This is a genomic window from Methylobacterium sp. 1A, from assembly GCF_058072805.1.
In genome coordinates, this window is the sequence record NZ_JBYQVE010000002.1 from 1,342,744 (window position 1) to 1,369,127 (window position 26,384).

Sequence of the window (26,384 nt, forward strand, 5' to 3'; positions counted from 1 at the left end):
TCGCGATGCGCTGGGCGGCGGTCTTGATCGCTCCGGCTTTGCTTGGCCGAATGTGACCTCTCAACGGAGATACTCTGCCCCGGGTTCGACCGCCGCCGTGCGCTGGCGCACGGGGAGACGCGGCGCGGGCCGGAAGGCGCGCGACGGGTCCGGGCACGGCCGGGGATGCGTCCCGCGCCGAAGCGTGGCACAGACCGCGGCCTGAGAGGGATGCAGACCATGCGGCTGATCGTCGGCCTCGGAAACCCGGGCGCGCGCTACGCGGGCAACCGCCACAATATCGGCTTCCTCGCCGTCGACGCGATCGCCCGACAGCACCGGGCGAGCCCGTTCCGCCACCGGTTCCAGGGCGAGGCCGCCGAGGTGGTGCTGGGCACCGAGCGGGCGATCCTGCTGAAGCCCTCGACCTTCATGAACGAGTCCGGCCGCGCGGTCTCGGAGGCGCAGCGCTTCTACAAGATCCCGCTGGCCGACGTGATCGTGCTGCACGACGAGCTCGACCTCGCGCCCGCCAAGCTCCGGGTGAAGCTCGGCGGCGGCAATGCCGGCCATAACGGCCTGCGCTCGATCACCGCGCAGTGCGGCAACGATTACCGCCGGGTGCGGCTCGGCATCGGCCATCCCGGCGACAAGGCGCTGGTCCATGCCTACGTGCTCAACGATTTCGGCAAGGCCGAGCTGCCCTGGGTCGAGGATCTCTGCCGGGCGGTGGCCGACCACGCCGCCCTGCTCGCCGCCGGCGAGGACGCGAGCTTCCAGAACAAGGTCCACCTCGCCATGGCCGGCCGCGGCTGGGACGACGTGAAGACGCTGGGCGCCAGAAATTGACACGCCCACACGGGGACGGGATATCGGGGCGGGCGAGAGGGTCCGATGAAGGCGGTGCGCGTCGCGCCCGGCTGTCGGCGGTTCGATTGCCTCCCGGCCGCCGCGGCCCGGCGCGTCGGTGTCGCGCGCGCTCGACCGAGGACGGGGCGCGCGGCGTCGTGTTCGCGGGCCCGATTCTCATCAACCCATTCCGCGCGTCGCCCGACGACGCGCTGCGACGGAACTGACCCATGGGCTTCAAATGCGGCATCGTCGGCCTGCCGAACGTCGGCAAGTCGACCCTCTTCAACGCGCTGACGCAGACGGCGGCCGCCCAGGCGGCGAACTACCCGTTCTGCACCATCGAGCCGAATGTCGGCGAGGTGGCGGTGCCGGATCCGCGGCTGAATGACCTCGCCCGGATCGCCTCCTCGAAGGAGATCATCCCGACGCGGCTGACCTTCGTGGACATCGCCGGCCTCGTGCGCGGCGCCTCCAAGGGCGAGGGCCTGGGCAACCAGTTCCTGGCCAATATCCGCGAGGTCGACGCCATCGCCCACGTGGTCCGCTGCTTCACGGACGGCGACGTCACCCACGTGGAGGGCAAGGTCGATCCGGCCGCCGACATCGAGACCATCGAGACCGAGCTGATGCTCGCCGACCTCGACAGCCTGGAGCGCCGCGCCCAGGCGCTGGAGAAGAAGGCCAAGGGCGCCGACAAGGAGGCCAAGGAGACCCTCGACCTCGTCAACCGCGCCCTGCCGCTGCTGCGCGACGGCAAGCCCGCCCGCCTCGTGGAGCGCAAGCCCGACGAGGAGAAGCTGTTCCAGTCGCTCGGCCTGATGACGGCCAAGCCCGTCCTCTACGTCTGCAACGTCGACGAGGGCGACGCCGACAAGGGCAACGCCTACTCGGACGCGGTCTTCGCCCGCGCCAAGGCGGAGGGCGCCGTGGCGGTGGTGGTCTCGGCCAAGATCGAGAGCGAGATCGCCGTGATGCCGGAGGCCGACCAGGCCGAGTTCCTGGAGGCGGTGGGCCTCGCCGAGCCGGGCCTGAACCGGGTGATCCGCGCCGGCTACGACCTGCTCGGCCTCGTCACCTACTTCACGGTCGGCCCCAAGGAGGCCCGCGCCTGGACGATCACCAAGGGCACCCGAGCGCCGGGCGCGGCCGGGGTGATCCACTCGGATTTCGAGAAGGGCTTCATCCGGGCCGAGACCATCGCGTTCAAGGACTACACGGCGCTCAACGGCGAGGCCGGGGCCCGGGACGCCGGCAAGCTCCGGCTGGAGGGCAAGGATTACGTGGTGCAGGACGGCGACGTGCTGCACTTCCGCTTCGCCAACTGAGGTCGGCCTCACCCCGTCATCGCGCGCGCAGCGACGCGACCCAGGGCAGCGCGACCCCGGTGAGCGCGGCGCCGCCTGGATCGCTTCGCTCCGCTCGCAAAGACGGCGATCCCGATCGCCTGCCCCACTGATCAACGTGACGAGCCCGCCATGCCCGATCCCGCCCTGGAAGACTTCTCCGTCGGCGACGTGATCGTCGGGGAGCCGCTGACGGTGACCCGCGACGACATCGTGGGCTTCGCGAAGGATTTCGACTTTCAGCCCTTTCACCTCGACGAGGCGGCGGCGGAGACGACCTTCGCGGGCCGGCTGATCGGCTCGGGCTGGCACACGGCGGCCCTGGGCATGCGCCTGCTCCAGCAGGGGCCGTTCCGGGGCGGCTCGTCGCTGGGCGCGCCCGGCATCGACGAGCTGCGGTGGCTCGCGCCGATCCTGCCGGGGGACGCGCTGACGCTGACCTTCCGGGTCGCGGGCCTGCGCGACTCGGCCTCGAAGCCGGGCCTCGGCTTCCTGACCGCCGAGGTCGCCCTCGCCAACCAGCGCGGCGAGACGGTCCTGACCCAGCGCTTCACCTTCATGCTGGCCCGCCGCGGCACCGATCCCCTGCCCCCGCGTCCCGTGGAGATCGGCGTGCCGGGGCCGGTCACCGAGCCGGAGGATGCCGAGATCCTGCCGTTCCTGCGGGACGCCGAGATCGGCGCCGTGCGGGAGCTGGGCGCCTACCCGTTCAGCGCCGAGGCGATCGTGGCCTTCGCGCGGGCCTACGACCCGCAGGCCTTCCACCTCGACCACGACGCGGCCAAGCGCAGCCATTTCGGCGGCCTCTGCGCCTCCGGCTGGCACACGACCGCCGCCTACATGAACCGGATGCTCACGACCCGCGCCCGGGACGCCGCCTACACGGCCACCCGCGGGCCGGTCCCGGAGGCGGGCCCCTCCCCCGGGTTCAAGAACCTGCGCTGGCTGAAGCCGGTCTACGCGGGCGACACGGTCCGGTTCAGCGCCAAGCTCACCGACAAGCGTGCCTCGGCGTCGCGGCCGGGCTGGGGCTTGGCCTTCGCGCGCAACACCGGGGTGAACCAGCGCGGCGAGGCGGTCTTCGCCTTCGACAGCGCGGTCTTCCACCAGTGGGAGCCGTGAGCGGGCCTCAGGCCGGCGCCTTGCCGAGCACCGCGAGGGACTGACCCAGATACACGCCCGACGGCCACGGCGCCGCCGTGCCGTCGAGGAACGTCACGCTGTCGAAGCCGATATGGTCAGCCCAGGTCTGCCAGACGCTGCGCTCGATGAACGTGTTGAGGTGCGGCACCGTGCTGGTGCGCTGCTCGCCGACCGTCTTGGTGAAGACGCCCCAGTGCGAGGCCATGCTGAACTCGAGGAACGAGGCCACGACGCGGCCCCCGGGCCTGAGGGCGCGGTGCATCTCCTCCAGGTAGATGTAGCACTCCGTGTGCAGGAGATGCGTGAACACGCTGAAGGCCGAGACGAGGTCGACGCTGCCGTCGGCGACCGGCAGCGACAGCGCCGTGTTCCGGGCGAAGCGGTAGTCCCTGGGACAGCGGCGCTTCGCGTAGTCCAGCAGGTCCTGGACGACGTCGAGGCCCAGATACGCGACGCTCGCGGTGCGGGCGAGATGCACCGCCAGGCGCCCGGAGCCGCACCCGAAATCGACCACCGACTGGCCGTCCCGGAGCCCGAAATGCTGGAGGATCTCGCACTCGATCGCGCCGATGCGGTCGTAGTCGCCGCCCACCGCCACGCTCATCGCCTCATCCAGGGGCAAGTCGCGCATCAGTTGGCGGACGTACGCCTCGTAATCCTCGACGAAATGAAATTTCGCCATCGCGGCCACCTCGAAGGTGTCGAGATCGGACTGGGATGATCAGTCCATCCGCCGTCGAGATTTGTTCTTCCCCACGACGCTCCGGCATCCGTTCTGCCGAACACCGTCGAGCCGCGAAAGCGGCCGCGCGGATACGGGGCGCGAATTGCCCCCGAGGCTGCCTTTTCGGTCACACCGCGTTCGGGAAGACCCGGATACTGCGCCGGGCGGCCGCGGCTGCGGGAGAATCCGGCCTCACGCCGCCCGGCGGCGCTCCGGGTAGAGCTCGTACAGGCCCTCGCGGCTCGCCGCGCAGATGCCGCGCTCGGTGATGATCCCGGTCACGAGGCGCGACGGCGTCACGTCGAAGGCGGGGTTGGCCACCGGGCTGCCGGGGGAGACGACCTCGATCGTGGCGAAGCCGCCGTCGGGCAGCCGGCCGGTCATGTGGGTGACCTCGCGCCCGTCGCGCTCCTCGATCGGGATCTCCTTCACCCCGTCGTCGAGGGTCCAGTCGATGGTCGAGAACGGCAGGGCGGCGTAGAACGGCACGCCGTTGTCGTGGGCCGCCAGCGCCTTCAGGTAGGTGCCGATCTTGTTGCAGACGTCGCCGCTCGCCGTGGTCCGGTCCGAGCCGACGATGCAGAGATCGACGCCGCCGTGCTGCATGAGGTGGCCCCCGGCATTGTCGGCGATGACCGTGTGCGGCACGCCGTGGCCGTTCAGCTCGAAGGCCGTGAGCGCGGCACCCTGGCTGCGCGGCCGGGTCTCGTCGACCAGGACGTGGACCGGCACGCCCCGCTCGTGGGCGGCGTAGATCGGCGCGAGCGCCGTGCCCCAGTCCACTGTCGCCAGCCAGCCGGCATTGCAGTGGGTCAGGACCGTGACCGGCCGGTCGCCGCCCCTTGCCGCGTGGAGGTCGGCGATGATCTGGCCGCCGTGGGCGCCGATCGAGCGGCAGCTCGCCACGTCTTCCTCGGCGATGCGGCCGGCCTCCGCGAAGGCGCGGGCGAAGCGCTCGTCCGGCGCGACCTGGCGCAGGTTGGTGGAGACCCGGTCCAGCGCCCAGCGCAGGTTGATCGCGGTCGGCCGCGTCGCCGCGAGGGTCGCCACCGCCCGGTCGATCCCGTCGTGGGACGCGTCGGCGCGCATGGCGAGCGCCAGCCCGTAGGCGGCCGTGACGCCGATCAACGGCGCGCCCCGCACGATCATCGTGCGGATCGCCACCGCGGCGTCCTCCAGCGTGGCGAGGCGCTTCAGCTCGAACGCGAAGGGCAGGCGGGTCTGGTCGATCACCTGGACGCTGAGGCCGTCCGGGTCCGGGAAGATCGTGCGGTAGGGCTGGCCGTCGATGTTCATGGCCGCTCCTGTGCCACAGTGGGGCGGATTTTGCACCCGTGGGCGCGGACGGCGACAGCCTGGGGATGCGCGGCCGGGCGCCGGTGAGCCTTCCTCAACCTTAGCAGGTCGTTAAGGGGGTCGTGCCTAGCCTCGGGGGTAAGTCCCCGTCCTGCGTCCGGTCCCGCATGCGCTCGCTTCGCCGTCCCGCATCGCCCTACGAGACTTTCGTCGACAGCGTTCGCCCCTTCCTGGGCAAGCGCCTGACGGAGCTCGGCGGCTTCGTGCTGTTCACCGGCGCGGTCGCGCTGACCGTGGCCCTGGCCACGTGGTCGATCGACGACCCGAGCCTCAACCACGCCACCGACCACGCCGCCCACAACGTCCTCGGCCAGCCGGGCGCCGTCGTGGCCGACCTCGCCATGCAGATCCTGGGCCTGGGTTCCCTGGCCTTCGTGCTGCCGCCGGTGCTCTGGGGCATCCGGCTGATGCGGGAGCGCAACCTGCCCGAGGGCGGGCTGCGCATCGCCCTCTGGATCATCGGCTTCTGCGCCGCGAGCGCGGTGGCGAGCGCGCTCCCGCCGACGACCCGCTGGCCGCTGCCCACCGGCCTCGGCGGCGTGGCCGGCGACGGCCTGCTGTCGATGGCGCGGGTGATCGTCGGCGCGGTCTCGTCGGCGGCGGCCCACCTCGTCGGCTTCGGCTACGCCGCCGTGGCGATCCTCAGCCTGACCGGCGCCTGCCGGTTCGGCGCCGTCGAGGAGGACAGCCTGCACGACGATCCCTACCCCGTCCGGCGCGCGCCGGCGCGGGGCCGGGATTCGGGCCGCGACGAGCGCGAGGATTCCGACGAGCCGAGCCTCGGCCTCGTGGGTGTCGGCGCCCTGGCGCAGGGGCTGATGGGCCTGCGCGGCGCCGCGGCCGACCGGATCGCCGCGTGGCGCGCCGGCCGGGCCGAGCCGATCGACGGCGCATCGCCCGCCCTCGCGGCCCGCCGCGCCTTCACGGACGCCGATCTCCCCTGGGCCGAGCACCTGCCCGAGGGCCGGCAGGCCGGCGCGAGCCGGCGCGAGCCCGTCTTCGACGCGTCCGAGGACGCCCCCGCGGCGCCGGGCCGCCGCGCCGCGCCGCCGGCCGACGCGGAGGACGATCCGGAGGCTTTCGAGGCGCCGCAGCGCCCGGTCCCGCCGCGGGCCGAGCCGACCGCGTCCCGGGTGGCGCCGCCGCCCGCAGCGCCCGTGCCGGCACGGCGCGCGCCCGCGCCGCCCGTCCGTCCCGAGGATTACGCCCTGCCCGCCCTCGACCTGCTGGCGGCCCCCCGCGGCCCGTCCCAGGCGAGCCTGATCTCGGCCGATGCCCTGGAGCAGAACGCCACGCTGCTGGAGGCGACCCTCGGCGATTTCGGCGTGCGCGGCGACATCCTGGCGGTGCGGCCGGGCCCGGTCGTCACCCTCTACGAGCTCGAGCCCGCCCCCGGCACCAAGTCCAGCCGCGTGATCGCGCTCGCCGACGACATCGCCCGGTCGATGTCGGCGGTCTCGGCCCGCGTCGCGGTCGTCCCCGGCCGGAACGCCATCGGCATCGAGCTGCCGAACGCCAAGCGCGAGACGGTCTACCTGCGCGAGCTCCTGGCCTCGACCGACTTCGCCGAGAGCAAGCACAAGCTGGCGCTGTGCTTAGGCAAGAACATCGGCGGCGAGCCGATCATTGCCGACCTCGCGCGCATGCCGCACCTCCTGGTCGCCGGCACCACCGGCTCGGGCAAGTCGGTGGCGATCAACACCATGATCCTGTCGCTGCTCTACCGGCTCAAGCCCGAGGAGTGCCGCCTGATCATGGTCGACCCGAAGATGCTGGAGCTGTCGGTCTACGACGGCATCCCGCATCTGCTCTCCCCGGTCGTCACCGACCCCAAGAAGGCGGTCATCGCCCTCAAGTGGGCCGTGCGCGAGATGGAGGAGCGCTACAAGAAGATGGCCAAGATCGCCGTCCGGAGCATCGACGGCTACAACGCCCGGGTCGCCGAGGCGGCGGCGCGCGGCGAGGTGCTGACCCGGACCGTGCAGACCGGCTTCGACCGCCACACCGGCGAGGCGGTGTACGAGGACGAGGCGATGGACCTGGCGCCGCTGCCGTACATCGTGATCGTGGTCGACGAGATGGCCGACCTGATGATGGTGGCCGGCAAGGACATCGAGGGGGCGATCCAGCGCCTGGCGCAGATGGCGCGCGCGGCGGGCATCCACCTGATCATGGCGACCCAGCGCCCGTCGGTGGACGTGATCACCGGGACGATCAAGGCGAACTTCCCGACCCGGATCAGCTTCCAGGTGACGAGCAAGATCGACAGCCGCACGATCCTGGGCGAGATGGGCGCCGAGCAGCTTCTGGGCCAGGGCGACATGCTGTTCATGGCCGGGGGCGGGCGCACGACGCGGGTGCACGGGCCGTTCTGCTCGGACAGCGAGGTCGAGAGCGTGGTCGCCCACCTCAAGCGCCAGGGCCGCCCCAGCTACCTCGACGCCGTCACCGCCGACGACGAGGAGGGCGCGACCGAGAAGGGCGGCGGCAAGGGCAAGGCCGGCGCCGCGGAACTCGAACTCGACGGCGCCGTGTTCGACCAGGGCTCCTTCGGCGAGGCTGGCGGCGACCTCTACGACCAGGCCGTGCAGGTCGTGTTGCGCGACCAGAAGGCGTCGACGAGCTACATCCAGCGCCGGCTGCAGATCGGCTACAACCGCGCCGCCTCCATCATGGAGCGGATGGAGATCGAGGGCATCGTCGGCCCGGCCAACCACGCCGGCAAGCGCGAGATCCTCGTGGAGGAGGCGGTCGGCTGAGAGCGAGGCCTGCCGCGTCCGCGGCACCCCCTCCCTCGTGCGGCCGACGCGTGTTCGCGGTGCGCCCTGCAACGGAGCACGACGCGCCCCCTCTCCCGAGCGGGAGAGTGTTGGGGGGAGGCATGGGAAGTCTCCGGACAGGGCACGCGTTTGACGCGCGGACGGGGCGCGCCGTCTTCTGAAGCTTCGCGTCCCTTACCCCCACCCTCTCCCGCACGGGAGAGGGGACCCGCGCTCTCGATCTCAGGGACAGAGAGACCGCGAGCGCGTGCAGCCGGCAGCTCAGCGGGAGAGGCCGCGCGGATCGGATCACCGTATTCGGCCAGCCCCCGCCCAACCCGAAAAATTTCGCGCGGCACGGAACCGACCCTTCGCCCGCACGTTACGCGCGTGCGAGGCCTGGAAATGGGCTCGCTCTGAGGGCGCCGGGCACGGTGTCCGGCGCTGCTTGTAGTCACGTTGCTCGTCGGAGGATGTGGTTATGAGGACGTACGACGTTTCGCCCCTGTTCCGGTCGTCCATCGGGTTCGACCGCCTGTTCGAGCTGATCAACCAGGCCGACCGCGTCGAGCCGTCGGCCGCCTGGCCGCCCTACAACATCGAGAAGGTGGCCGAGGACCAGTACCGCATCACCATGGCGGTCGCGGGCTTCACGCCCGACGAGATCGAGCTGACCCAGCAGGACACCACGCTCCTCGTCTCGGGTCAGAAGGCCGCCCAGGAGGGTGAGAAGCACTATCTCTACCGCGGCATCGCGGCCCGCACGTTCCGCCAGACGTTCAATCTGGCCGAGCACGTGAAGGTCGTGGGCGCGTCGCTGGAGAACGGCCTGCTCACCGTCGCGCTGAAGCGCGAGGTGCCGGAGGCGCTGAAGCCCCGCCGCATCGCCATCGGCGGCACGACGGCCGCGTCCGGCCAGGACAACGCCCCGGCGCAGATCGCCCGCGAGGCCAAGGCGGCCTGAATGGCAGCCTGAATGGCAGCCTGAATGGCGGCCTGAATGGCGGCCTGATCCGGTGCCCCGGGCGGCGCGCCCGGGCACCCCTGTCGACACGGATGACATCCCTCACGGGTCCGCGGACCCGCGGGCCCGTTCCCACGACTGCACCGCATTCGATGGAGCGAGGATCATGAGCGTGAGAGATCTGATTCCCTGGAACCGCACCCCCGCCCCGGCGCCGGCCGCCCTGTCGCAGGAGCCGGCCAGCCCCTTCCTGACGCTGCACCGGGAGATGAACCGCCTGTTCGACGACGTGTTCGGCGGGTTCGGCGGGATGCCGAGCCTCGCGGGCCGCGGCTTCGGCTGGCCCCATGTCGAGCTGGCGGAGGCGGACGGCGCGCTGCGCGTCTCCGCCGAGCTTCCCGGCCTCGACGAGAAGGACGTCGAGCTGCTCATCGCGGACGGCGTCTTGACCCTGAAGGGCGAGAAGCGCGCGGAGACCACCGACACGGGCCGCGGCTATTCCGAGCGCAGCTACGGCCGCTTCGAGCGGTCGATCGCCCTGCCCGTGCCGGTGGAGGAGGACAAGGCCGAGGCGACGTTCCGCAACGGCGTCCTCACGGTGACGCTGCCGCGCGCGGCCGAGGCGCCGGAGCGCCGCCGGCGCATCGCCATCAACGGCACCGGCGCGCCGGCCGCCAAGCACTGAGCCGGGCCCTGGGCCGACCCTGGGGGTGACCGCCTGCGCGGTCGCGGACCCGAACGCATGACGCGACGGCCGGCGCGGCCCGATCGGGCGTGCCGGCCGCCCCAGCCTTTGCTCACGATGAGGAGGGTCGCATGCAGCCGATCGATACCAGCCCCGTCCATCCCGCGCTCCGTCCCGAGATCGGGCGCGTCGGTCCGGTGGCGGCCGCCAGCCTGAGGCCGCAGGCGGTCGAGCCGTTCGAGGCCTTCGTGGCGCCGGGCGACGTCTTCCGGCATCCCCGGGAGGTGCTGCGCTATCCCGGCCTATCGCGGGCCGAGAAGCGGGCGATCCTGGCCTCCTGGGCCTCCGACGCCCGCGCGGTCGAGTCCTGCCCGACGCTGCGCTGCCTGCCGGGCTGCCGGGCCGAGCCCGTGCCGCTGAGCGCGATCCTGGAGGCGCTCCAGGCGCTCGATGAGGGTTCGGCACCGCCCGCAGCCCCGCCGCCCGAGCCCCCCGTCCCCGCGGCGCTCTTCCGGCGCTGGGAGCGCGGTCCGGCCGGACCGGAGCCCCTGCTGAACTGAGCCGGGGAGGCGCGCGATGGCAACCTTCGACCTGCGGGGTGGGCACGGGCTCCTGCCCCGGTCGCGGCGTGGCCGGCGCCGAGGGCCGGCGCGGAGCACCGACGGCACGGTGCTCGGCCGCTGGCTCCTGTCCGTGGCCCTGTGCCTCGCCCTGGCGGCGCCCTGCCCGGCGCCCGCCCTGCCCTGGGTGCTGGCGGCCCTGCTGAGCCTGTCGGGCTTCGCGTGGCTCGGCCGGGCGATCACGCGGGCCGGTCCGCCGGCCAACGCCCGGCACCTGACCGCCTGGGACGCGGCCCTGCTGTCCTTCGCGGCGAGCTTCGCCGTCCAATCGGCGGCGCACCTCGGCCTCTTCGGCGGCTGAGCGCGCTCCTCCAGGGAGGCAACCATGCAAGATGGGACGATCGGAATCGGACACGCCATCCCGCCCGGCCCGGCGGCCGCGCGCCTGCCCGACCTGGAGCGCGCCCTGGTCAACCCGGCCGCGGTGTTCGACACCCCGGCCGCGTTGCGCGATCATCCCCGGCTGCTCCCGAGCTGCAAGCGGGAGATCCTGCGGCGCTGGGCCTGGGACGAGTACCTGAAGGAGGTCGCCGCCGCCGAGGGGATGGCCGAGGGAGAGCCGTCGCGACTCGACGCCGTGAAGGCCGCCCTCCTGGCGCTCGGCGAGGCGCGGCGTCCCGATCCCGCCGCGCCGGCCGCCGCGATCCCGGCGCCCCGGGCGCTCGATCGCGCGGCGGCCTGAGCGCGCCGCGGCCGTCACACGACCATCACACGACCGAGAACCGGAACTCCGTGGCGGCCGCGAAGGTCTCGCCCGGCCGCAGGACCGCAGAGGGGAAGCCGCGCTGGTTCGGCGCGTCCGGAAAGCCCTGCGTCTCGAAGCAGACGCCGTCGCCCGACCGGTAGATCCGCCCGGACGGGCCGATCAGGCGCCCGTCGAGGGTGTTGCCGCTGTAGAGCTGCAGCGCCGGCTGCGTGGTCCAGACGTCGAGCCGCCGCCCGCTGCCGGGATCGACGCAGGCGGCGGCCGGCCGCAGCGTCCCGGCGGCCCCGCGCAGCGCGAAGGTGTGGTCGTAGCCCTTGGCGTAGGTGAGCTGTGTGTCCCCGGCGCGGATCCGCGCCTCCAGGGCCCGCGGCGCGCGGAAATCGAACGGCGTCCCGGCGACCGGCAGCAGCGCGCCGGTGGGGATCTGGGTCGCGTCGGTCGGCGCGAAGGCGTCCGCCTCGACCTGCACGACGTGGCCGAGGACGCTGCCTGCCCCCTCGCCGGCGAGGTTGAAGTAGCTGTGGTTCGTGAGGTTCAGAACCGTGGGCCGGTCGGTCACCGCGGCGTAGTCCACGCGCAGCACGCCCTCCGCGGGCAGGCTGTAGGTGACGCGGACGTCGAGAGTGCCCGGAAACCCCTCCTCCCCGTCCGGCGAGCGGCGGCTCAGGACGAGGCGCGTCGCGTCGCTGAGTTCCGCCCGCCACAGGCGCCGGCCGAAATTCTCCGGGCCACCGTGGAGGGTGTTGGGGGGCTCGTTCACCGGCAGCCGGTAGTCGTGCCCGTCGAGGCTGAAGCGCCCGCCCGCGATGCGGTTCGCGTAGCGCCCGACGATCGCGCCGAAGCTCGGGCTCACGGTCTCGTAGCCCGCCAGGGTGTCGAGGCCGAGCACGACGTTGGCCGGACGGCCGGTGCGGTCGGGCACCTCGATCGCCGTGACGGCCGCGCCGTACTCGATGACGGCGACGCGCAGGCTGCCCCGGCTCAGGGTGTGGCGGCCGACCGGTCGGCCGTGCGCCGTCGTGCCGAACGGTTCGGCCGGCATCCGGCTAGCGCTTCCAGACCCCGAGCCGCTCGCTCCGGGCGTGGTCCTCGGCCGCGACCAGTTCGGGGCTCGCCTCCGGGGCGGCGCGGCCGCCGCCGTTGAACAGCACCACCTCGGAGAGATCGCGCCCGTCCACGATGCAGTTCATGTTCGCGCTGCCGGGGGCGGGCTGGCAGGTCACCGACCGGTTGCCGATGTACCGGGCCAGCTCCTCCGCCTGGCCGCCCCGCACCCACTCGACGCCGAACAGATGCACGACCTTGCCGCCGACCTTGAGGGTCGCGGTATCGATCACCTGGGCCTGTCCGGTCACGGCGTTCGGCGGCAGCGGCGCGTCGGGCTCGGGATCGCCGCCTGTCTCGGGGGGCGGCGTCACTGTGTCGGGGGCCGAGGCCGGGGGACCTGCAGGCCGCGCGTTCGGCGCGGCGCCGCTCGGGGTTTCCGCGCGGGAATCCGTGCGGGAAGCGGTCGGGGCGGCGGGGCGCCCGGATTCCGGCGCGGAGCGGTCCAGCACGAGCCCCGCGGCGAGCACCGCCACCAGGGTGCCGGCGACGGCGCCGAGGAGCAGCCGACGCTGCCGGCGCGCGCCGTCATCGATCCCGCCCCCGCCGAGGCTGAGGCGGTCGCGCACGTGGCCGAGGCCGTCGCGCAGCGTCTCGCCGAACCGTCCGGGACCGCTGTTCCAGGCCGCCGCCGGATCCGCGCCCGCGGCCGGCCCGGCCTCCGCGTCGACGGGCGGGCGGGCGAAGCGTCCGCGCAGGTTCGTCCGCAGGCTGGCGAACCGGCCGGCGGCGGTCTGCGCCAGCACGCGGCCCTGCTCGGAGGAGCGCTCCGCCAGGGAGCGCGCTCGCTCGGACTGGGTCCCGACGAAGCGGGCGGTCGCGGCCTTCATCTCGTAGGCGCCGCTCAGCAGGGACGAGTCCCGGGCCTCCTCGGTGGTCGCCGGGGCCGGTTCGGGCTCGGGCTCCGGCGGCAGGAACAGGGCGGGATGGCGCGCGCGCAGCTCCGCGACGAGGTCCGCGAGGGTCATCGGCTCGGAGGTGCCCTCCCGCCGCCGCGCGGCCCCGTGGCGGTCGAGGACGCGGAGGCCGGTCCCGGGCTCGTCCGGGGCGCAGGCGGCCTCGGCCAGGAGCTCCAGGGTCCGGACCGCGACGGGGCGCGGACGCGCGCGCGCGATCTCGGCCCGGATCGTCTCGCGCAGGGCGAGGCGGCCGGGACTGTCGAGAACCGGCCGGGCCGGCTCCGTCTCCTGTTGCTCCACCACCGTTGAAGACGTCATTCACCCGATCCCGGCATCACCGACGCGCGGCGCGAAGGAAGCTCGATCGCGCCTCCCGACGAAGGGCGCCCGCGGGCGCCCCACCCGCAGGACCGATCCCGCGACGCGCCCCGCCGCACGCTTCCCTCGCGGGCGCCCTTTTAGCCGCCCTTGCAGGCGTTCTTGTAGGGCCGCCGCACACCCCGCGCGAGCCCGTGCCCGCCGCGGGGTGGCCGACCGCGACGCGCGGCTCTTACGCCTTGCCGGGCGAGGCGGCCAGGGTTCCAGCCTGGATGCTCCGCCGCAGGACGCGACCGGTCTCGCCGAGGATGTAGGGCCGCGTCCCGGCGAAACCCACCTCCAAGACCAACTCGGCCTCGCCGCTGGACACGGCGCCCCGGCCCGGATTGGCGGTGCGGAAATCGACGATCGTGCGGATCGTGCAGGTCTCGGTGTCGCAGGCGGCGCGCATCGCCCGCGGCTCGTAGCGCCGCTCGGGCCAGCGCTGGACGAAGCTGCGTTTCTCGGCGACCAGGGCCGCCGTGGTGATCGGCCGCCCGTAGAAGCGCACGCGGGTCGCGTAGTACTGGGTCGCGGCCCCGACCATGGTGTCGCTTGGACCCGAGACGGTGGCGAGATAGCTCGTCGTCAACGCCCGGGCGGCGGCCACGCGCTCCGCCGACGCGCCCGGCGCCGGGGCGGTCGCGGCCGGCGTCTCGGCGAGCCGGTGCGGATGGCGCGCGGGGTGGTGCAGGTGTTCCCGGACCGGCGGACGCTCCAGGGCGGCCGCCCGCTTCGGGCCCGGCGCCCGCGTGGCCGCCGCCTTCGGCAGGGCGTCCTCGCCCGGCTCGGGTCTGGCGGCCTGCCGGACCGGCTCGGTGGCGCGCACCGGCGCTTTCGCCGCGTCCTTCGCCGCCTCCTGCGCCGATTCCTTCCCCGGACCCTGCGCGGAACCCTGCGCCTGCGCGGCGGCCCGGGGCGGCGGGTCGACCCAGGCGCTCTGGGCGGCGGCACCGCCCGCGAGGGTGAACGGCAGGAGCATGCCGAGGGCGAGGGCCTGGGGACGGACGGGACGTGTGGCGGACATCGGTGCCTTCCTGGCGGCCGGGGCGGGCATCATGGAGAACGCGCCCGCGTGGGTCGGGGGTTCCACGAAGGGCTCGGGCGCGCCCACATCCTGCCGAACTCCGCGACGGCGACCAGCCCGGAATTGCGGGGATGATGGGGTTGCGTTCGTGCGTTTGGGTACCAAGTCGGGGACAGACTTGGCCTTTGGCCGGTCCCGGGTTCCCCTACCGCGTTCCAGACTGCCCGCTCCCCCGTGCACCGAGGCTCCCTTGGCCCGACCTGAGACCGAGTCGCCCTCCGGCCCGCTTCCCTGGAGCGCGCGATGAGCACGCAGCCGCGCCGGGCCCTGCTGCTCTGCAACGCCAAGGCGCGCAACGGCGCCCTGGATCTCGACGAGGTGCGGGAGATCCTGCGGGCGGGCGGCATCGAGCCGGAGGAGCCGCCGCCGGAAGCCGATTGCCGCGACGTGATCCGCGAGCGGGCCGGCGCGGTCGATCTCGTGATCCTGGGCGGCGGCGACGGCACCATGAACTACGCCGCGCCCGCGCTGGTGGCGAGCGGCCTGCCCTTCGCGATCCTGCCGCTCGGCACGGCGAACGACCTCGCCCGCTCCCTCAACTTGCCGCTCGACCCCCTGGCGGCGGCCCGTTTCATCCCGACCGCGCAGGCGCGGCCGGTGGATCTCGGCTGGGTCAACGGCCACTACTACTTCAACGTGGCGAGCATCGGCTTCTCGGCGGAGCTCGCGGGCGAGCTGACGTCCGAATCGAAGAAGACCTGGGGCGTCCTCGGCTACGCGGTGGCGGCCGTCCGAGTCTTGCGCCGGGTCCGGCCCTTCACGGTGACGATCGAGCACGACGGCGTGGTGGAGAAGGTCACCACGATCCAGGTCTCGGTCGGCAACGGGCGCCACTACGGCGGCGGCATGACCGTGGAGGAGAGTGCCGCGGTCGACGACGGCAAGCTCGATTTCTACAGCCTGGAGATCAAGCACTGGTGGCGGCTCCTCGCGCTGCTGCCCGCCCTGCGGCGGGGCACGCACGGGCGGGCCGCCGACGTGCGGGCGTTCCACACCCAGGAGATCCGGCTCTCGACCCGCAGGCCTCGGCCGGTGAACACCGACGGCGAGCTGACCACGCGCACGCCCGCCCATTTCAAGGTCTTCCCGAAGATCCTGCAGGTCCTGGCGCCCGAACCGGTGCGCGGACCGGCCCCCTTCGACCTGACGGCCCTCGGGAGCCGCCTGTTTCCGACCAGCGAGGCACCGCGCCCGTGACCGATCTGCTCCAGCTCGCCAGTCAGCCCGCCGTCTGGGCTGCCCTCGCCACGCTCGTGGTGATGGAGGTGGTGCTCGGCATCGACAACCTGATCTTCATCTCGATCCTGACCAACAAGCTGCCGCCCGAGCATCAGACGCGGGCGCGGCGCATCGGGATCGGGCTGGCGCTGATCCTGCGGCTGGGGCTGCTCGGCACGGTGGCGTTCATCGTGCACCTGACCGAGCCGGTCTTCTCGGTGCTGGGCCAGGACTTCTCCTGGCGCGACATGATCCTGATCGGCGGCGGCCTGTTCCTGCTCTGGAAGGCGACCAAGGAGATTCACCACACGGTGGATCCGGAGCCCGAGATCCCGGGCGTGACCGGGGGTACGATCGGCTTCGGCGCGGCGATCGGCCAGATCCTGCTCCTCGACCTCGTCTTCTCCATCGACTCGATCATCACCGCCGTCGGCATGACCGAGCACGTGCCGGTGATGATGGTGGCGGTGGTGGTCGCCGTGGTGGTGATGCTGGTCGCCGCCGAGCCGCTCTCGGCCTTCATCGCCCGGAACCCCACCGTGGTGATGCTGGCCCTCGGCTTCCTGATCATGATCGGCATGACGCTGATCGCCGAGGGGTTCGGCGCGCACGTGCCGAAGGGCTACATCTACACCGCGATGGCCTTCTCGGCCGGCGTCGAGGGCCTCAACATGTTGGCCCGCCGGCGCCGCCGTCCCGCCCGGGACGGCGCCCCCGCGTCGACCGGTCCGGCGCGGCGCGCCTGAGAGGGAGCGACCATCATGCGGATCCGCGCGGCCCTCCTCCTCATGCTCCTCCCCGCCGCCGTCCACGCGGAGACGAAACCGATGGCGCCCGATCCGACGGTCCTGCACGACCTCGCCCCCACCGGCACGCTGCGGGCGGCGATCAACCTCGGCAACCCGGTGCTGGCGCAGGCCGGACCGGACGGGCCCGCGGGGGTCTCGGTCGACCTCGCGCGGGCGCTGGCGGCCCGACTCGGCGTGCCGGTGGCGTTCGTGACCTTCCCGGGAGCCGGCGCGGTCTCGGGCTCGGCGGGCTCCGGGACCTGGGACATCTGCTTCCTGGCGATTGACCCGAAGCGGGCCGAGGGGATCGCCTTCACGGAGCCCTACGTGCTGATCGCCGGCAGCTACCTCGTGCCGGCCGCCTCGCCGATCCGGTCCCTGGAGGCGGTGGACCGCGACGGCGTGCGCGTGTCGGTCGGGCGCGGGAGCGCCTACGACCTGTATCTGACCCGCGCCCTCCAGCACGCGACCCTGGTGCGGGCCCCGACCTCGGCCGAGGCGGTCACGGCCTTCGCCCGGGACGGGCTCGACGTCGCGGCTGGCGTCCACCAGCCCCTCGCCGCCTACGCGGCGGCGCACCCGGAGGTGCGGCTGCTGCCGGGGCACTTCATGGAGATCCCGCAGGCGATGGGAACGCCGGTCGGGCATCCGGCCGGCGCCGCGTATCTCGCGGATTTCGTCGCGCGGGCGAAGCGGGACGGGCTGGTGCGGCGCGGTCTGGAGGCCAGCGGACAGGATCCGGATCTGGCGGCGCCATGAGTTATCGGCGGCCATCGAACCCGCACACCTCGTCCTGAGGTGCGAGCGGAAGGCGCCTCGAAGGAGCTTCGAAGGAGCTTCGAAGGAGCCTCGAAGGAGCCCTTTCAGGGCTCGTGCGGCCGACTGGATCCCTCATTCGAGGCCTGCCGGGGCAGGCACCTCACGATCGGATCTACGGACGGACAGAGGATCGAGCGGAACCTCACGATCCGGGGTTCTCTCCATGTCCCGAGGAGGCTCTCGGCCGGCGTCACGCGCTCCGTCATCACGAGCGAAGCGAAGTGACCCAGGGTAGCGCGACCTCGGTGGGCGTCGTGCCGCTGGGTTGCTTCGATCCGCTCGCAAAGACGGTCAGATCGATGCCATCAACCGGACGCCGGATCACACCACCAGGTTCACGATCCGCCCCGGCACCACGATCACCTTCCGCGGCGCCTTGCCCTCCAGCACCTTCTGGACGGCCTCCAGTGCCAGGGTCGCGGCCTCCACGGCCTTGGCGTCGGCGTCCCGCGGCACGGTCACGTCCGCGCGCTTCTTGCCGTTGATCTGAACCGGCAGGGTGATCTCGTCCTCGACCAAGAGCCCCGCCTCGGTCTCGGGCCAGGGCGCCTGGGCGACGAGGCCGCCGCGGCCGAGGACGGACCAGCACTCCTCGGCGAGGTGCGGCATCATCGGGGCGATGAGCTGCACCAGGATGCCGGCCGCCTCCTGGGCGGCACCGGCCGAGACCGGCCCGCGCAGGCCGTCCTCCAGGGCGTTGGCCAGGGTGTAGATGTGGGCGACGCAGCGGTTGAAGCGCAGCCGCTCGATATCGTCCTGCACGGAGGCGAGCGCCCGGTGGGCGGCCTTGCGCAGGGTCAGGTCCGCGGCGCCGTCGCCCGCCGCCTGCCCGGCCGCGTTCACCAGCCGCCAGACCTTCTGGACGAACCGGGCAGCGCCCTGCACGCCCTCCTCGGTCCAGATCACGTCGCGCTCGGGCGGCGAGTCGGACAGCATGAACCAGCGCGCCGTGTCGGCCCCGTAGCTCGCGATGATGTCGTCGGGGTCGACCACGTTCTTCTTCGACTTCGACATCTTCTCGATCGGGCCGATCGCGATCGGCGCCTGAGTTTTCACGTGAAACGCGCGGCGCTCGCCCTCCTCGGTGGCGAAGCGGATCTCGGCCGGGGGCACCCAGGCGCCGGCCGCGTCCTTGTAGGTCTCGTGGACGACCATGCCCTGCGTGAACAGGCCGGCGAACGGCTCGGCCACGCCGGCCCAGCCGGTCTCGCGCATCGCCCGCATGAAGAACCGGGCGTAGAGCAGGTGCAGGATCGCGTGCTCGATGCCGCCGATATACTGGTCCACCGCCAGCCAGCGGTCGACCACGGCCCGGTCGGTGGGCGCGTCCGCCAGCCAGGGCGCGGTGAAGCGCGCGTAGTACCAGGACGAGTCGACGAACGTGTCCATCGTGTCGGTCTCGCGCCGGGCCGGCGCGCCGCAATGCGGGCAGGGCACGTTCCGCCACGCCGCGTCGCGCTCCAGCGGGTTGCCGGGCTGATCGAACGACACCTCCTCGGGGAGCTTCACCGGCAGGTCAGCCACCGGCACCGGGACCGGGCCGCAGCTGTCGCAGTGGATGATCGGGATCGGGCAGCCCCAGTAGCGCTGCCGGGAGACGCCCCAGTCGCGCAGGCGGAACTGGACCTTGCGCCGGGCGACCCCCTCCCCTTCGAGGCGCCGGGCCACGGCCTCGAAGGCCTCGTCCGTGCGCATCCCGTCGAGGAAGCGCGAGTTGATCATCCGCCCGTCCTCGACATAGGCGGTGTCGGTGATCACGAAGCTCGCCGGGTCCTGCCCTTCCGGGCAGACCACGGGCGTGTTGCCGAGCCCGTACTTGTTGGCGAAATCGAGGTCGCGCTGATCGTGCGCCGGGCAGCCGAACACCGCGCCGGTGCCGTACTCCATGAGCACGAAGTTCGCCACGTAGACCGGCAGCTCCCAGGACGGGTCCAGGGGATGGCGGACGGTCAGGCCGGTGTCGAAGCCGTGCTTCTCGGCGGTGTCGATCGCGGCCTGGGCGGTGCCGGTGCGGCGGCACTCCTCGATGAAGGTCTGCAGCTCCGGCCGACCCTCGGCCAGAGCGGCGGCCAGGGGATGGTCGGCGGCGATCGCCAGGAACTTGGCGCCGAACAGCGTGTCGGGCCGGGTCGTGTAGACGGTCACGGATTCGGGCGCGCCGGCCACCGGCCGGGCCAGGGCGAACTGAACCTCCAGGCCCTCCGAGCGGCCGATCCAGTTCTTCTGCATCAGCCGGACCTTCTCGGGCCAGCGGTCCAGCCCGTCCAGGGCGGTCAGCAGGTCCTCGGCGAAGTCGGTGATCTTGAAGAACCACTGGGTCAGCTCGCGCTGCTCCACCAGGGCGCCGGAGCGCCAGCCGCGGCCGTCGATCACCTGCTCGTTGGCCAGCACCGTGTGGTCCACCGGGTCCCAGTTCACCTTCGCGGTGCGGCGGGTGACGAGGCCCTTGGCCAGGAAGTCCAGGAACATGCGCTGCTGGTGCTTGTAGTAGTCGGGATCGCAGGTCGCGATCTCCCGGCTCCAGTCGAGCGACAGGCCCATGGCCTTCAGCTGGTCGCGCATCGACGCGATGTTGGCGTAGGTCCAGTCCCGTGGGTTGACCTTGCGCTCCATGGCGGCGTTCTCGGCCGGCAGGCCGAAGGCGTCCCAGCCCATCGGGTGCAGCACGTTGAAGCCGCGGGCGCGCTTGTAGCGGGCGACCACGTCGCCCATCGCGTAGTTGCGGACGTGGCCCATGTGGATGCGCCCCGACGGGTAGGGGAACATCTCGAGCACGTAGTATTTCGGGCGGCCGTCGGCATTGTCGGTCTCGAACAGCCGCTTCTCGGCCCAGGCCTCCTGCCAGCGCGGCTCGGCATCCTTGGCGTTGTAGCGCTCGACGGGCTGGGGGGCGGTGCTGGCGGTCATGGATCCGGCTGCGTCAGGGGCTCGTCGGTCATTCCGAAGGATGACCACGGCACGGTCGCGCCGCGATAGCATATCTGCGCCGCAGCCGGTCAACGCGGCGCGCGATTCGGGCTTGCGCGGGGCGCGCGAACGCATAGGTCGGCGGGGATCAGGCGCGACGACGACGCGCGCCGAGGCTCATACCACGCAGACCGACGCCCGGCAGCGACAGGACAGGCACGCCATGGACGACGCGACGACCGGCACGAACGCCCCTCCGACCGACGGGATGGGACAGAGGACGGACAAGCTTCCCGTCGGTCAGGCCGATGTCGCGGCCGGGCTCGCCGAGGTGCGCGCCGCCATCGCCCGCGCGGCTGAGGATTCGGAGCGCGACCCGGCCGAAGTGCAACTCGTGGCGGTCTCCAAGACCGTCCCGGCCGAGGGCATCCTGCCGGCGCTGAAGGCCGGCCATCGCGTCTTCGGCGAGAACTACGTCCAGGAATCCACCGCGAAGTGGCCGGCCCTCCGCCACCGCTTCCCGGACGTGGAGCTGCACCTCGTCGGGCCGCTGCAATCCAACAAGGCCCGGGAGGCGGTCGCCCTGTTCGACGTCATCCACTCCCTCGACCGGCTGTCGCTCGCGGCGGCCCTGGCCAAGGAGATCGAGCGGTCCGGCCGGACCCCGAAGCTGCTCATCCAGGTCAACACCGGCGCGGAGCCGCAGAAGGGCGGCGTGCTCCCGGACCAGCTCGCCACCCTCCTCTCGGAGTGCCGGGAGACCCACGGGCTGGCGATCCAGGGCCTGATGTGCATCCCGCCCGCGGACGACCCGCCCTCGGCCCATTTCGCCCTGCTGGCCCGGCTCGCCCACGAGCACAACCTGCCGATCCTCTCCATGGGCATGAGCGCGGACTTCCCGGCGGCGATCCAGCTCGGCGCCACCCATGTCCGGGTCGGGACCGCGATCTTCGGGGCCCGGACCCGGAAGGCCTGACGCTGGGCCCGGGCCTCAACCTGGGCCCGGGCCTCAGCCGATCCGCAGGTGCGTCCGCGGCCCGAGGCGCCCGAGCAGGCGCAGGAGATCGGCCCGGGCCAGGGCGACGCAGCCCTCCGTGGGGCGGTAGCCGTCCCGGGCGATGTGCAGGAAGATCGCCGAGCCCCGCCCCTTCCGGATCGGGGCGCGGTTGTAGTCGAGGTCGATCACCACGTCGTAGAGCCCGTCGCCCCGCCACATCGATTCGGCGCTGATCCCCGGGGCCGGCAGGCGGATCGGCCGGTTGTAGCGGCGGTCCCGGCTCTCGTCGCACCAGCCGTCGTCGGGGCGGGTCGCCCGCAGGGGCAGCAGCGTGCGCGGCCGGACCGCGAGGTGGTCGGGCCGGTACGCGCCGCCGCGCAGGCGGAAGCGCCCGCGCGGCGAGCCGCCGTCGCCCTCGCGCTTGTCGCCGACGATCCCGCCCGCCCCGAGGGCGCAGGGAATCACCGCCGGGCCGACGAGGAGCTGCCCGCGCCGCCGGTCCCCGACGAGGGCGCGGACGCGGATCTCCCCCAGGGTCAGGCGGATGGGTCCCCTGCTCGGCCGCCGCATCTCCGTCCTCCCGAATCCGCCCGGTCCCGGGGCCTTATGCCCGGGATCGGTACTTCGAACCGGTGAAAAATTGCGCACAAGGCAACTTCCGGCCACAAAGGATGCTCTATCTCTCGGTTGAACCCGGGCCGCCGAGCCGGGATTCGGGAGCGCGCCAGCCCCCCGCCGCGCCGCGGGGACCGCCGCCGTGGTCCCGGAGCGGCGCGCCCCCGATCCCGCAGCCCGTTCGCCGGGGCGCTTGTCACGGCGGCGAAAGGATGCGGAAACACAAGCCTGGGTAGGGTCGTCGCGCGATCCTGCCGAGATCTGACATCATCGCATGCTGCACCCGGCAGGCGGCCCTCGCCCCTCCCGCAGCACGCATTGGGGCCCGGACGATGCCGAATGTCTACCGCCTGCTGATCTGCGACGACGACGCGGTCCTGCGCGATACCCTGACCGAGCAGCTCGATCTCTGCGACGAGTTCACAGTCTTCACCGAGGCCAACGCCACCGACGCGATCCGGCGGGTCGCCGCGGAGCGGATCGACCTCGCCGTCATGGATGTCGGTTTGCCCGACCTCGACGGGCGCGAGGCCGTGCGCCGGATGCGCGCCGCCGGCTTCCGCGGCCCGGTGATCATGCTGACCGCCCAGGATTCCGAGGCGGACCACGTCGAGGGGCTGGAGGCCGGCGCCAACGACTACGTCACCAAGCCGTTCAAGTTCGGCATCCTGCTGGCCCGGATCCGCGCCCACCTGCGCAGCCACGAGGCCTCCGAGGACGCGGTCTTCCAGATCGGCCCGTACACGTTCCGCCCGGGTGCCAAGCTGCTCGTCGGCGAGCGCGGCTCCAAGCTGAAGCTCACCGAGAAGGAGACCGCGATCCTGCGCTTCCTCTACCGGGCGGGCCGGGCCGTGGTGAACCGCGACACCCTGCTGGCCGAGGTCTGGGGCTACAACGCCCAGGTGACCACGCACACGCTGGAGACGCATATCTACCGGCTGCGCCAGAAGATCGAGCCGAACCCCGCCACCGCCGCGATCCTCGTGACCGAGGGCGGCGGATACAAGTTGCTGCCCTGACGAATTGAAGCTTTACGTGTAGGCGATCCGGCGGGTTCGCGTATGCGCAGGGTGGTGAGGCGTTCTTGGGGCTCGACGACGATATCGCGATCCTCGCGGCCGCGCCGCTGTTCGGCTTCCTCGACCGGGACGCCCTGCGCCTGCTGACCTTCGCGGCCGAGCGGCGCGACCTCGCGGACGGCGACCTGCTCTTCGCCCGCGGCGATCCGGCCGACGGCGGCTTCGTGGTGATGGCGGGCACGATCCGCCTGGAGCCCCGGGTTCCGACGGCCGAGCCGGTGCGGGCCGGGCGCTCGGCCCTGATCGGCCAGCTCGCCCTGTTCGTGCGCGGGACGCGCCCGACCGAGGCCCGGGCCGAGGGGAGCGCCGCGGTGATGCGGATCACCCCGATGCTGATGCGCCGCGTGCTGGAGGAGTTCCCCGCCGCCGCGCGGGCCGTCCACGACACCCTGGCGGACGACCTCGCCGGGCTGGTGACCGATCTCGATCAGGTGCGCGAACTGCTCGAGGTCATCGACGGCATCTCCTCAGGTGACAGCTCCGGTGGCCGCTTGTAAGCACGGGCTCCCGCCGCAAGAGTTCTGACCCGTCCCATGTCCCAGGCCGGCAAGCCCCATTCCGATCTCGCCCATTCCGATCTCGCCCAGACCATCGAAGCCGCCTGGGACGACCGCGCCAACGTGTCGACCGCCACCAAGGGCGCGGTGCGCGAGGCGGTCGAAGCGGCCCTGGAGCTGCTCGATTCGGGTAAGGCCCGCGTCGCCGAGAAGTCGGGCAACCACGACTGGGTGGTGAACCAGTGGCTGAAGAAGGCGGTGCTGCTCTCCTTCCGCCTCAACGACATGGCGACGATCGAGGGCGGCCCCGGCGGCGCGCCCTGGTGGGACAAGGTCGCGTCGAAATTCGCCGGCTGGGGCGAGGCCGAGTTCCGCGCCGCGGGCCTGCGCGCCGTGCCGGGCTGCTTCGTCCGCCGCGGCTCCTACATCGCCCCCGGCGCCGTGCTGATGCCGAGCTTCGTCAATCTCGGCGCCCATGTCGGCGAGGGCACGATGGTCGACACCTGGGTGACGATCGGCTCCTGCGCGCAGGTCGGGAAGAACTGCCACATCTCGGGCGGCGCCGGTATCGCGGGCGTCCTGGAGCCGCTCCAGGCCAATCCGGTGATCATCGAGGACGACTGCTTCATCGGCGCCCGCGCCGAGGTGGCGGAGGGCGTCATCGTCGGCCAGGGCAGCGTCCTGTCCATGGGCGTCTATATCGGCGCCTCCACCAAGATCGTCGACCGGACCACCGGCGAGGTCATGTACGGCCGGGTGCCGCCCTACTCGGTGGTCGTCTCGGGCACGATGCCCGGCAAGGCGCTGCCGGACGGCACGCCGGGCCCGGGCCTCTACTGCGCGGTGATCGTCAAGCGCGTCGATGCCGGCACGCGGTCCAAGACCGCCATCAACGAGCTGCTGCGCACCTGATTCATCCGGGACCTGGCGGGAGCGCGATGGAGACGTCCGAGCTGACCCTGACGGTGGCGGGCCGGACGGTGCCGACCCCCTGCGACCGGATCGGGGCGGGGCCGGACGCGCTCCTGCTCCCGGCCCTGTCGACCATCTCGGCGCGGGCCGAGATGCGCGGCCTCGCCGGCCGCCTCGGGACGGAGTACCGCTGCCTCGTCCCCGACTGGCCGGGCTTCGGCGCCCGGCCGCGGGCGCGGGTGCCCCTCGCCCCGGCGACCTTCCACGCCTTCCTGGACGCCCTGCTGGCGGCCGCGCCCGGCCCCTACGCCCTCGGCGTCGCGGCCGGCCACGCCGCCGGCTACCTCGTGGCGGCGGCGCGGCGCCACCCGCGGGCCTTCGGGCGGCTGGTCCTGGTGGCCCCGACCTGGCGGGGACCGCTGCCCACCGCGATGCCGGGGCGGGCGCACTGGTTCCCGCGCATCCGACGGGCCGTGGAGACCCCACTCCTCGGCGAGGCACTCTACCGGATCAACATCAGCCCGCCGATCATCGGCCGGATGATGCGCGCCCACGTCTACGGCGACGCGGCCCGGGTCACCCCGGCGGTGGTCCGCGACAAGCACGCCATCACCCGCCAGCGCAACGGCCGCTTCGGCACCGCCGCCTTCGTCACCGGCGGCCTCGACCCGGTGGGCAGCCGCGACGCCTTCCTGGCCCTGTTCGGCGACGGCCTGCCGCCGACCCTGGTGCTGCGCCCCGCGGGCGCCCCGCGGCGCTCGGGCGCCGAGATGGACGCCCTCGTCGCCGGCGGCCGCGTGACCGGCGCCGCGATCCCCGGCGCTCTCAGCCCGCACGAGGAGCATCCGGACGCCGTGGCCGCCGCGATCCGGGAAGGCTGAATCCGTTCGAGGGCTCCCGGAAAGGTTCTAGCCGGTCATCCCGCCTGATCCCACGTTATGATCGGCCTCATGATCGTTTCGCGCTCGTCGACTTCGTGAATGCCGTCGTAGCTGACGCCACAGAACCTCAGATTATTCTTGTAGAAGAACAGATGGGACGCCATTTCCAGAAGGAAGGTGAATGGCTTCTCGTTCCGATACGTCCCTGTTCTGCGCACGTAGAGTTCGGGCTGTCGAACGATGTTCCAGTCTGCGTCAAAAAATCTTCGTATCAATGGAAGATAGAATTTGACGTACTCGATAAGATGTTCACGCGATTGGAAGCCGATATAGTTGCAGAAAAAGTCGGAAATCATGCGGTACTGATCGACGAAGCGCACGCCGTACAGCCCGTCGAGAAAAGCGATTCCCTCATCCTTGATGCCGAGATAGCCAACTTCCTTGTAGAATTGGAGATCTTGAAAATTGGCCTTTCGATCGTACGAAGGTAGATATCCCCATCCGTAACACTTCAGGCACGGGAAGGCGAACGCCAGCAACGTCTGAAGCTCCAGGGGTAGGGACAGATTCTTCTCGAAGAACCGTGACGACACGACGAAGAACGGATACTGCGCGAAAGGCTTCTCGAATTCAGTGAGAAGGAACGACCATTCCGCGATAAATCTGCTCCCGGCGTCAATGATGCTGGGATTGAGGATGCGTTCCTCGATGTACGCGCTCCGAAAATCGCGTGGCGCGCCGGTTTTATCGACGAAATAGAATTTCGCGGGGAGGTCTCTGTCGAAAAACTTCCTGTCTATCGGCGTCGATCTCGCGACATGATTGAATTCATGCGCCGTGATGACGTAGAGGGACCCAAGTTCTTCGCGGCGGTGATCCTCCTTCTGGGTGTCAATCATCAGAGTGCCGCTTTGCGCTGCCCGCGATAGAACATCTACCGGTCAGTGTTGCCGAGCAAACTTGCCTCGGGCTTGCATCGGAGGTTGTCGACGTGCGTTTCCCCGGGCATCGCCATGCTCTGACGACGCTTCGCACCGCGCGCCGATCGGAATGCGCACCTACAACATGCAGCGGTTCATAAGGCGCCTCGGCC

The 26,384-nt window shown here is 72.0% G+C and carries 25 protein-coding genes; 17 read left to right on the top strand and 8 right to left on the bottom strand.

The annotated features are described in order from the left end of the window. Positions 1-219 precede the first annotated feature (219 nt). The 3 genes from pth to ACX9MN_RS26530 all read left to right on the top strand — a co-directional run bounded on the left by pth (position 220) and on the right by ACX9MN_RS26530 (position 3,296). Complete coding sequence (gene pth, locus ACX9MN_RS26520) at positions 220-828, top strand: aminoacyl-tRNA hydrolase (RefSeq protein ID WP_091682753.1); 609 nt, start codon at positions 220-222, stop codon at positions 826-828. A 230-nt stretch (positions 829-1,058) separates the two neighbouring features. Continuing rightward, a complete protein-coding gene (gene ychF, locus ACX9MN_RS26525; protein ID WP_020094263.1) occupies positions 1,059-2,156 on the top strand; it encodes a redox-regulated ATPase YchF in 1,098 nt (365 codons plus the stop codon). 150 nt (positions 2,157-2,306) lie between these two features. Beyond that, a complete protein-coding gene (locus ACX9MN_RS26530; protein WP_489725887.1) occupies positions 2,307-3,296 on the top strand; it encodes a MaoC/PaaZ C-terminal domain-containing protein in 990 nt (329 codons plus the stop codon). 7 nt (positions 3,297-3,303) lie between these two features. Here the strand turns inward: ACX9MN_RS26530 and ACX9MN_RS26535 are convergent, their stop codons facing one another. After that, positions 3,304-3,999: a class I SAM-dependent methyltransferase gene (locus ACX9MN_RS26535; RefSeq protein WP_091682754.1), complete on the bottom strand. Its 696-nt coding sequence runs from the start codon at positions 3,997-3,999 to the stop codon at positions 3,304-3,306. Positions 4,000-4,233: 234 nt separating this feature from the next. Continuing rightward, a complete protein-coding gene (mtnA, locus tag ACX9MN_RS26540; protein ID WP_091980801.1) occupies positions 4,234-5,337 on the bottom strand; it encodes an S-methyl-5-thioribose-1-phosphate isomerase in 1,104 nt (367 codons plus the stop codon). A 167-nt stretch (positions 5,338-5,504) separates the two neighbouring features. On the opposite strand from mtnA, the gene ACX9MN_RS26545 reads away from it, so the two are divergent. The 6 genes from ACX9MN_RS26545 to ACX9MN_RS26570 all read left to right on the top strand — a co-directional run bounded on the left by ACX9MN_RS26545 (position 5,505) and on the right by ACX9MN_RS26570 (position 11,107). Next, positions 5,505-8,156, top strand: a complete 2,652-nt coding sequence (locus tag ACX9MN_RS26545) for a DNA translocase FtsK (protein ID WP_489725888.1) — start codon at positions 5,505-5,507, stop codon at positions 8,154-8,156. A 481-nt stretch (positions 8,157-8,637) separates the two neighbouring features. Further along, positions 8,638-9,120, top strand: coding sequence for an Hsp20 family protein (locus tag ACX9MN_RS26550; RefSeq protein ID WP_020094268.1), 483 nt, complete (start codon positions 8,638-8,640; stop codon positions 9,118-9,120). A gap of 166 nt (positions 9,121-9,286) precedes the next feature. Continuing rightward, the gene (locus ACX9MN_RS26555; protein WP_056533551.1) at positions 9,287-9,805 is read left to right on the top strand and encodes an Hsp20/alpha crystallin family protein; all 519 of its coding nucleotides are present in this window, start codon (positions 9,287-9,289) and stop codon (positions 9,803-9,805) included. Between the two features lie 131 nt (positions 9,806-9,936). Further along, positions 9,937-10,365, top strand: a complete 429-nt coding sequence (locus ACX9MN_RS26560) for a hypothetical protein (RefSeq protein ID WP_489725889.1) — start codon at positions 9,937-9,939, stop codon at positions 10,363-10,365. A 16-nt stretch (positions 10,366-10,381) separates the two neighbouring features. Beyond that, on the top strand, positions 10,382-10,726 hold the full coding sequence (locus tag ACX9MN_RS26565) for a hypothetical protein (RefSeq protein ID WP_489725890.1): 345 nt from the start codon (positions 10,382-10,384) through the stop codon (positions 10,724-10,726). 24 nt (positions 10,727-10,750) lie between these two features. Beyond that, complete coding sequence (locus tag ACX9MN_RS26570) at positions 10,751-11,107, top strand: hypothetical protein (protein WP_489725891.1); 357 nt, start codon at positions 10,751-10,753, stop codon at positions 11,105-11,107. 25 nt (positions 11,108-11,132) lie between these two features. Here the strand turns inward: ACX9MN_RS26570 and ACX9MN_RS26575 are convergent, their stop codons facing one another. From ACX9MN_RS26575 to ACX9MN_RS26585, 3 genes are all read right to left on the bottom strand, one after another. After that, complete coding sequence (locus ACX9MN_RS26575; RefSeq protein ID WP_489725892.1) at positions 11,133-12,173, bottom strand: aldose epimerase family protein; 1,041 nt, start codon at positions 12,171-12,173, stop codon at positions 11,133-11,135. A 4-nt stretch (positions 12,174-12,177) separates the two neighbouring features. Further along, positions 12,178-13,452: a nuclease gene (locus ACX9MN_RS26580; protein WP_132369102.1), complete on the bottom strand. Its 1,275-nt coding sequence runs from the start codon at positions 13,450-13,452 to the stop codon at positions 12,178-12,180. A gap of 232 nt (positions 13,453-13,684) precedes the next feature. Then, entirely contained in the window at positions 13,685-14,518 is an 834-nt protein-coding gene (locus ACX9MN_RS26585; protein WP_482961248.1) for a hypothetical protein, read from the bottom strand. 303 nt (positions 14,519-14,821) lie between these two features. On the opposite strand from ACX9MN_RS26585, the gene ACX9MN_RS26590 reads away from it, so the two are divergent. Genes ACX9MN_RS26590 through ACX9MN_RS26600 form a run of 3 tightly spaced genes read left to right on the top strand, consistent with a single transcriptional unit; the run spans position 14,822 to position 17,343 of the window. After that, positions 14,822-15,775 carry a lipid kinase gene (locus ACX9MN_RS26590; protein ID WP_447700708.1) on the top strand — a complete coding sequence of 318 codons (954 nt, stop codon included), beginning with the start codon at positions 14,822-14,824 and terminating at the stop codon, positions 15,773-15,775. Next, on the top strand, positions 15,772-16,542 hold the full coding sequence (locus tag ACX9MN_RS26595) for a TerC family protein (protein WP_489725893.1): 771 nt from the start codon (positions 15,772-15,774) through the stop codon (positions 16,540-16,542). The genes ACX9MN_RS26590 and ACX9MN_RS26595 overlap by 4 nt, the downstream gene beginning before the upstream one ends. A 15-nt stretch (positions 16,543-16,557) precedes the next feature. After that, positions 16,558-17,343 (top strand): ABC transporter substrate-binding protein, encoded by a 786-nt coding sequence (locus tag ACX9MN_RS26600; protein ID WP_489725894.1) that lies wholly within the window; start codon positions 16,558-16,560, stop codon positions 17,341-17,343. Positions 17,344-17,724: 381 nt separating this feature from the next. On the opposite strand, the gene leuS is transcribed toward ACX9MN_RS26600, so the two are convergent. Continuing rightward, entirely contained in the window at positions 17,725-20,310 is a 2,586-nt protein-coding gene (leuS, locus tag ACX9MN_RS26605; RefSeq protein WP_489725895.1) for a leucine--tRNA ligase, read from the bottom strand. Between the two features lie 268 nt (positions 20,311-20,578). Between leuS and ACX9MN_RS26610 the strand changes: the two genes are divergently transcribed. Beyond that, a complete protein-coding gene (locus tag ACX9MN_RS26610) occupies positions 20,579-21,286 on the top strand; it encodes a YggS family pyridoxal phosphate-dependent enzyme (protein ID WP_170855234.1) in 708 nt (235 codons plus the stop codon). 33 nt (positions 21,287-21,319) lie between these two features. Here the strand turns inward: ACX9MN_RS26610 and ACX9MN_RS26615 are convergent, their stop codons facing one another. Next, positions 21,320-21,877: a L,D-transpeptidase family protein gene (locus ACX9MN_RS26615; RefSeq protein WP_489725896.1), complete on the bottom strand. Its 558-nt coding sequence runs from the start codon at positions 21,875-21,877 to the stop codon at positions 21,320-21,322. Between the two features lie 377 nt (positions 21,878-22,254). On the opposite strand from ACX9MN_RS26615, the gene ACX9MN_RS26620 reads away from it, so the two are divergent. The 4 genes from ACX9MN_RS26620 (at position 22,255) to ACX9MN_RS26635 (ending at position 25,291) form a co-directional block, all read left to right on the top strand. Continuing rightward, positions 22,255-22,941 (top strand): response regulator transcription factor, encoded by a 687-nt coding sequence (locus ACX9MN_RS26620; RefSeq protein WP_020094282.1) that lies wholly within the window; start codon positions 22,255-22,257, stop codon positions 22,939-22,941. 65 nt (positions 22,942-23,006) lie between these two features. After that, positions 23,007-23,498, top strand: coding sequence for a cyclic nucleotide-binding domain-containing protein (locus tag ACX9MN_RS26625; protein ID WP_020094283.1), 492 nt, complete (start codon positions 23,007-23,009; stop codon positions 23,496-23,498). A 36-nt stretch (positions 23,499-23,534) separates the two neighbouring features. Then, on the top strand, positions 23,535-24,410 hold the full coding sequence (dapD, locus tag ACX9MN_RS26630; protein WP_020094284.1) for a 2,3,4,5-tetrahydropyridine-2,6-dicarboxylate N-succinyltransferase: 876 nt from the start codon (positions 23,535-23,537) through the stop codon (positions 24,408-24,410). 26 nt (positions 24,411-24,436) lie between these two features. After that, entirely contained in the window at positions 24,437-25,291 is an 855-nt protein-coding gene (locus tag ACX9MN_RS26635) for an alpha/beta fold hydrolase (protein WP_489725897.1), read from the top strand. 35 nt (positions 25,292-25,326) lie between these two features. On the opposite strand, the gene ACX9MN_RS26640 is transcribed toward ACX9MN_RS26635, so the two are convergent. Then, complete coding sequence (locus ACX9MN_RS26640; RefSeq protein ID WP_447682449.1) at positions 25,327-26,190, bottom strand: hypothetical protein; 864 nt, start codon at positions 26,188-26,190, stop codon at positions 25,327-25,329. Between the last annotated feature and the right edge of the window lie 194 nt (positions 26,191-26,384).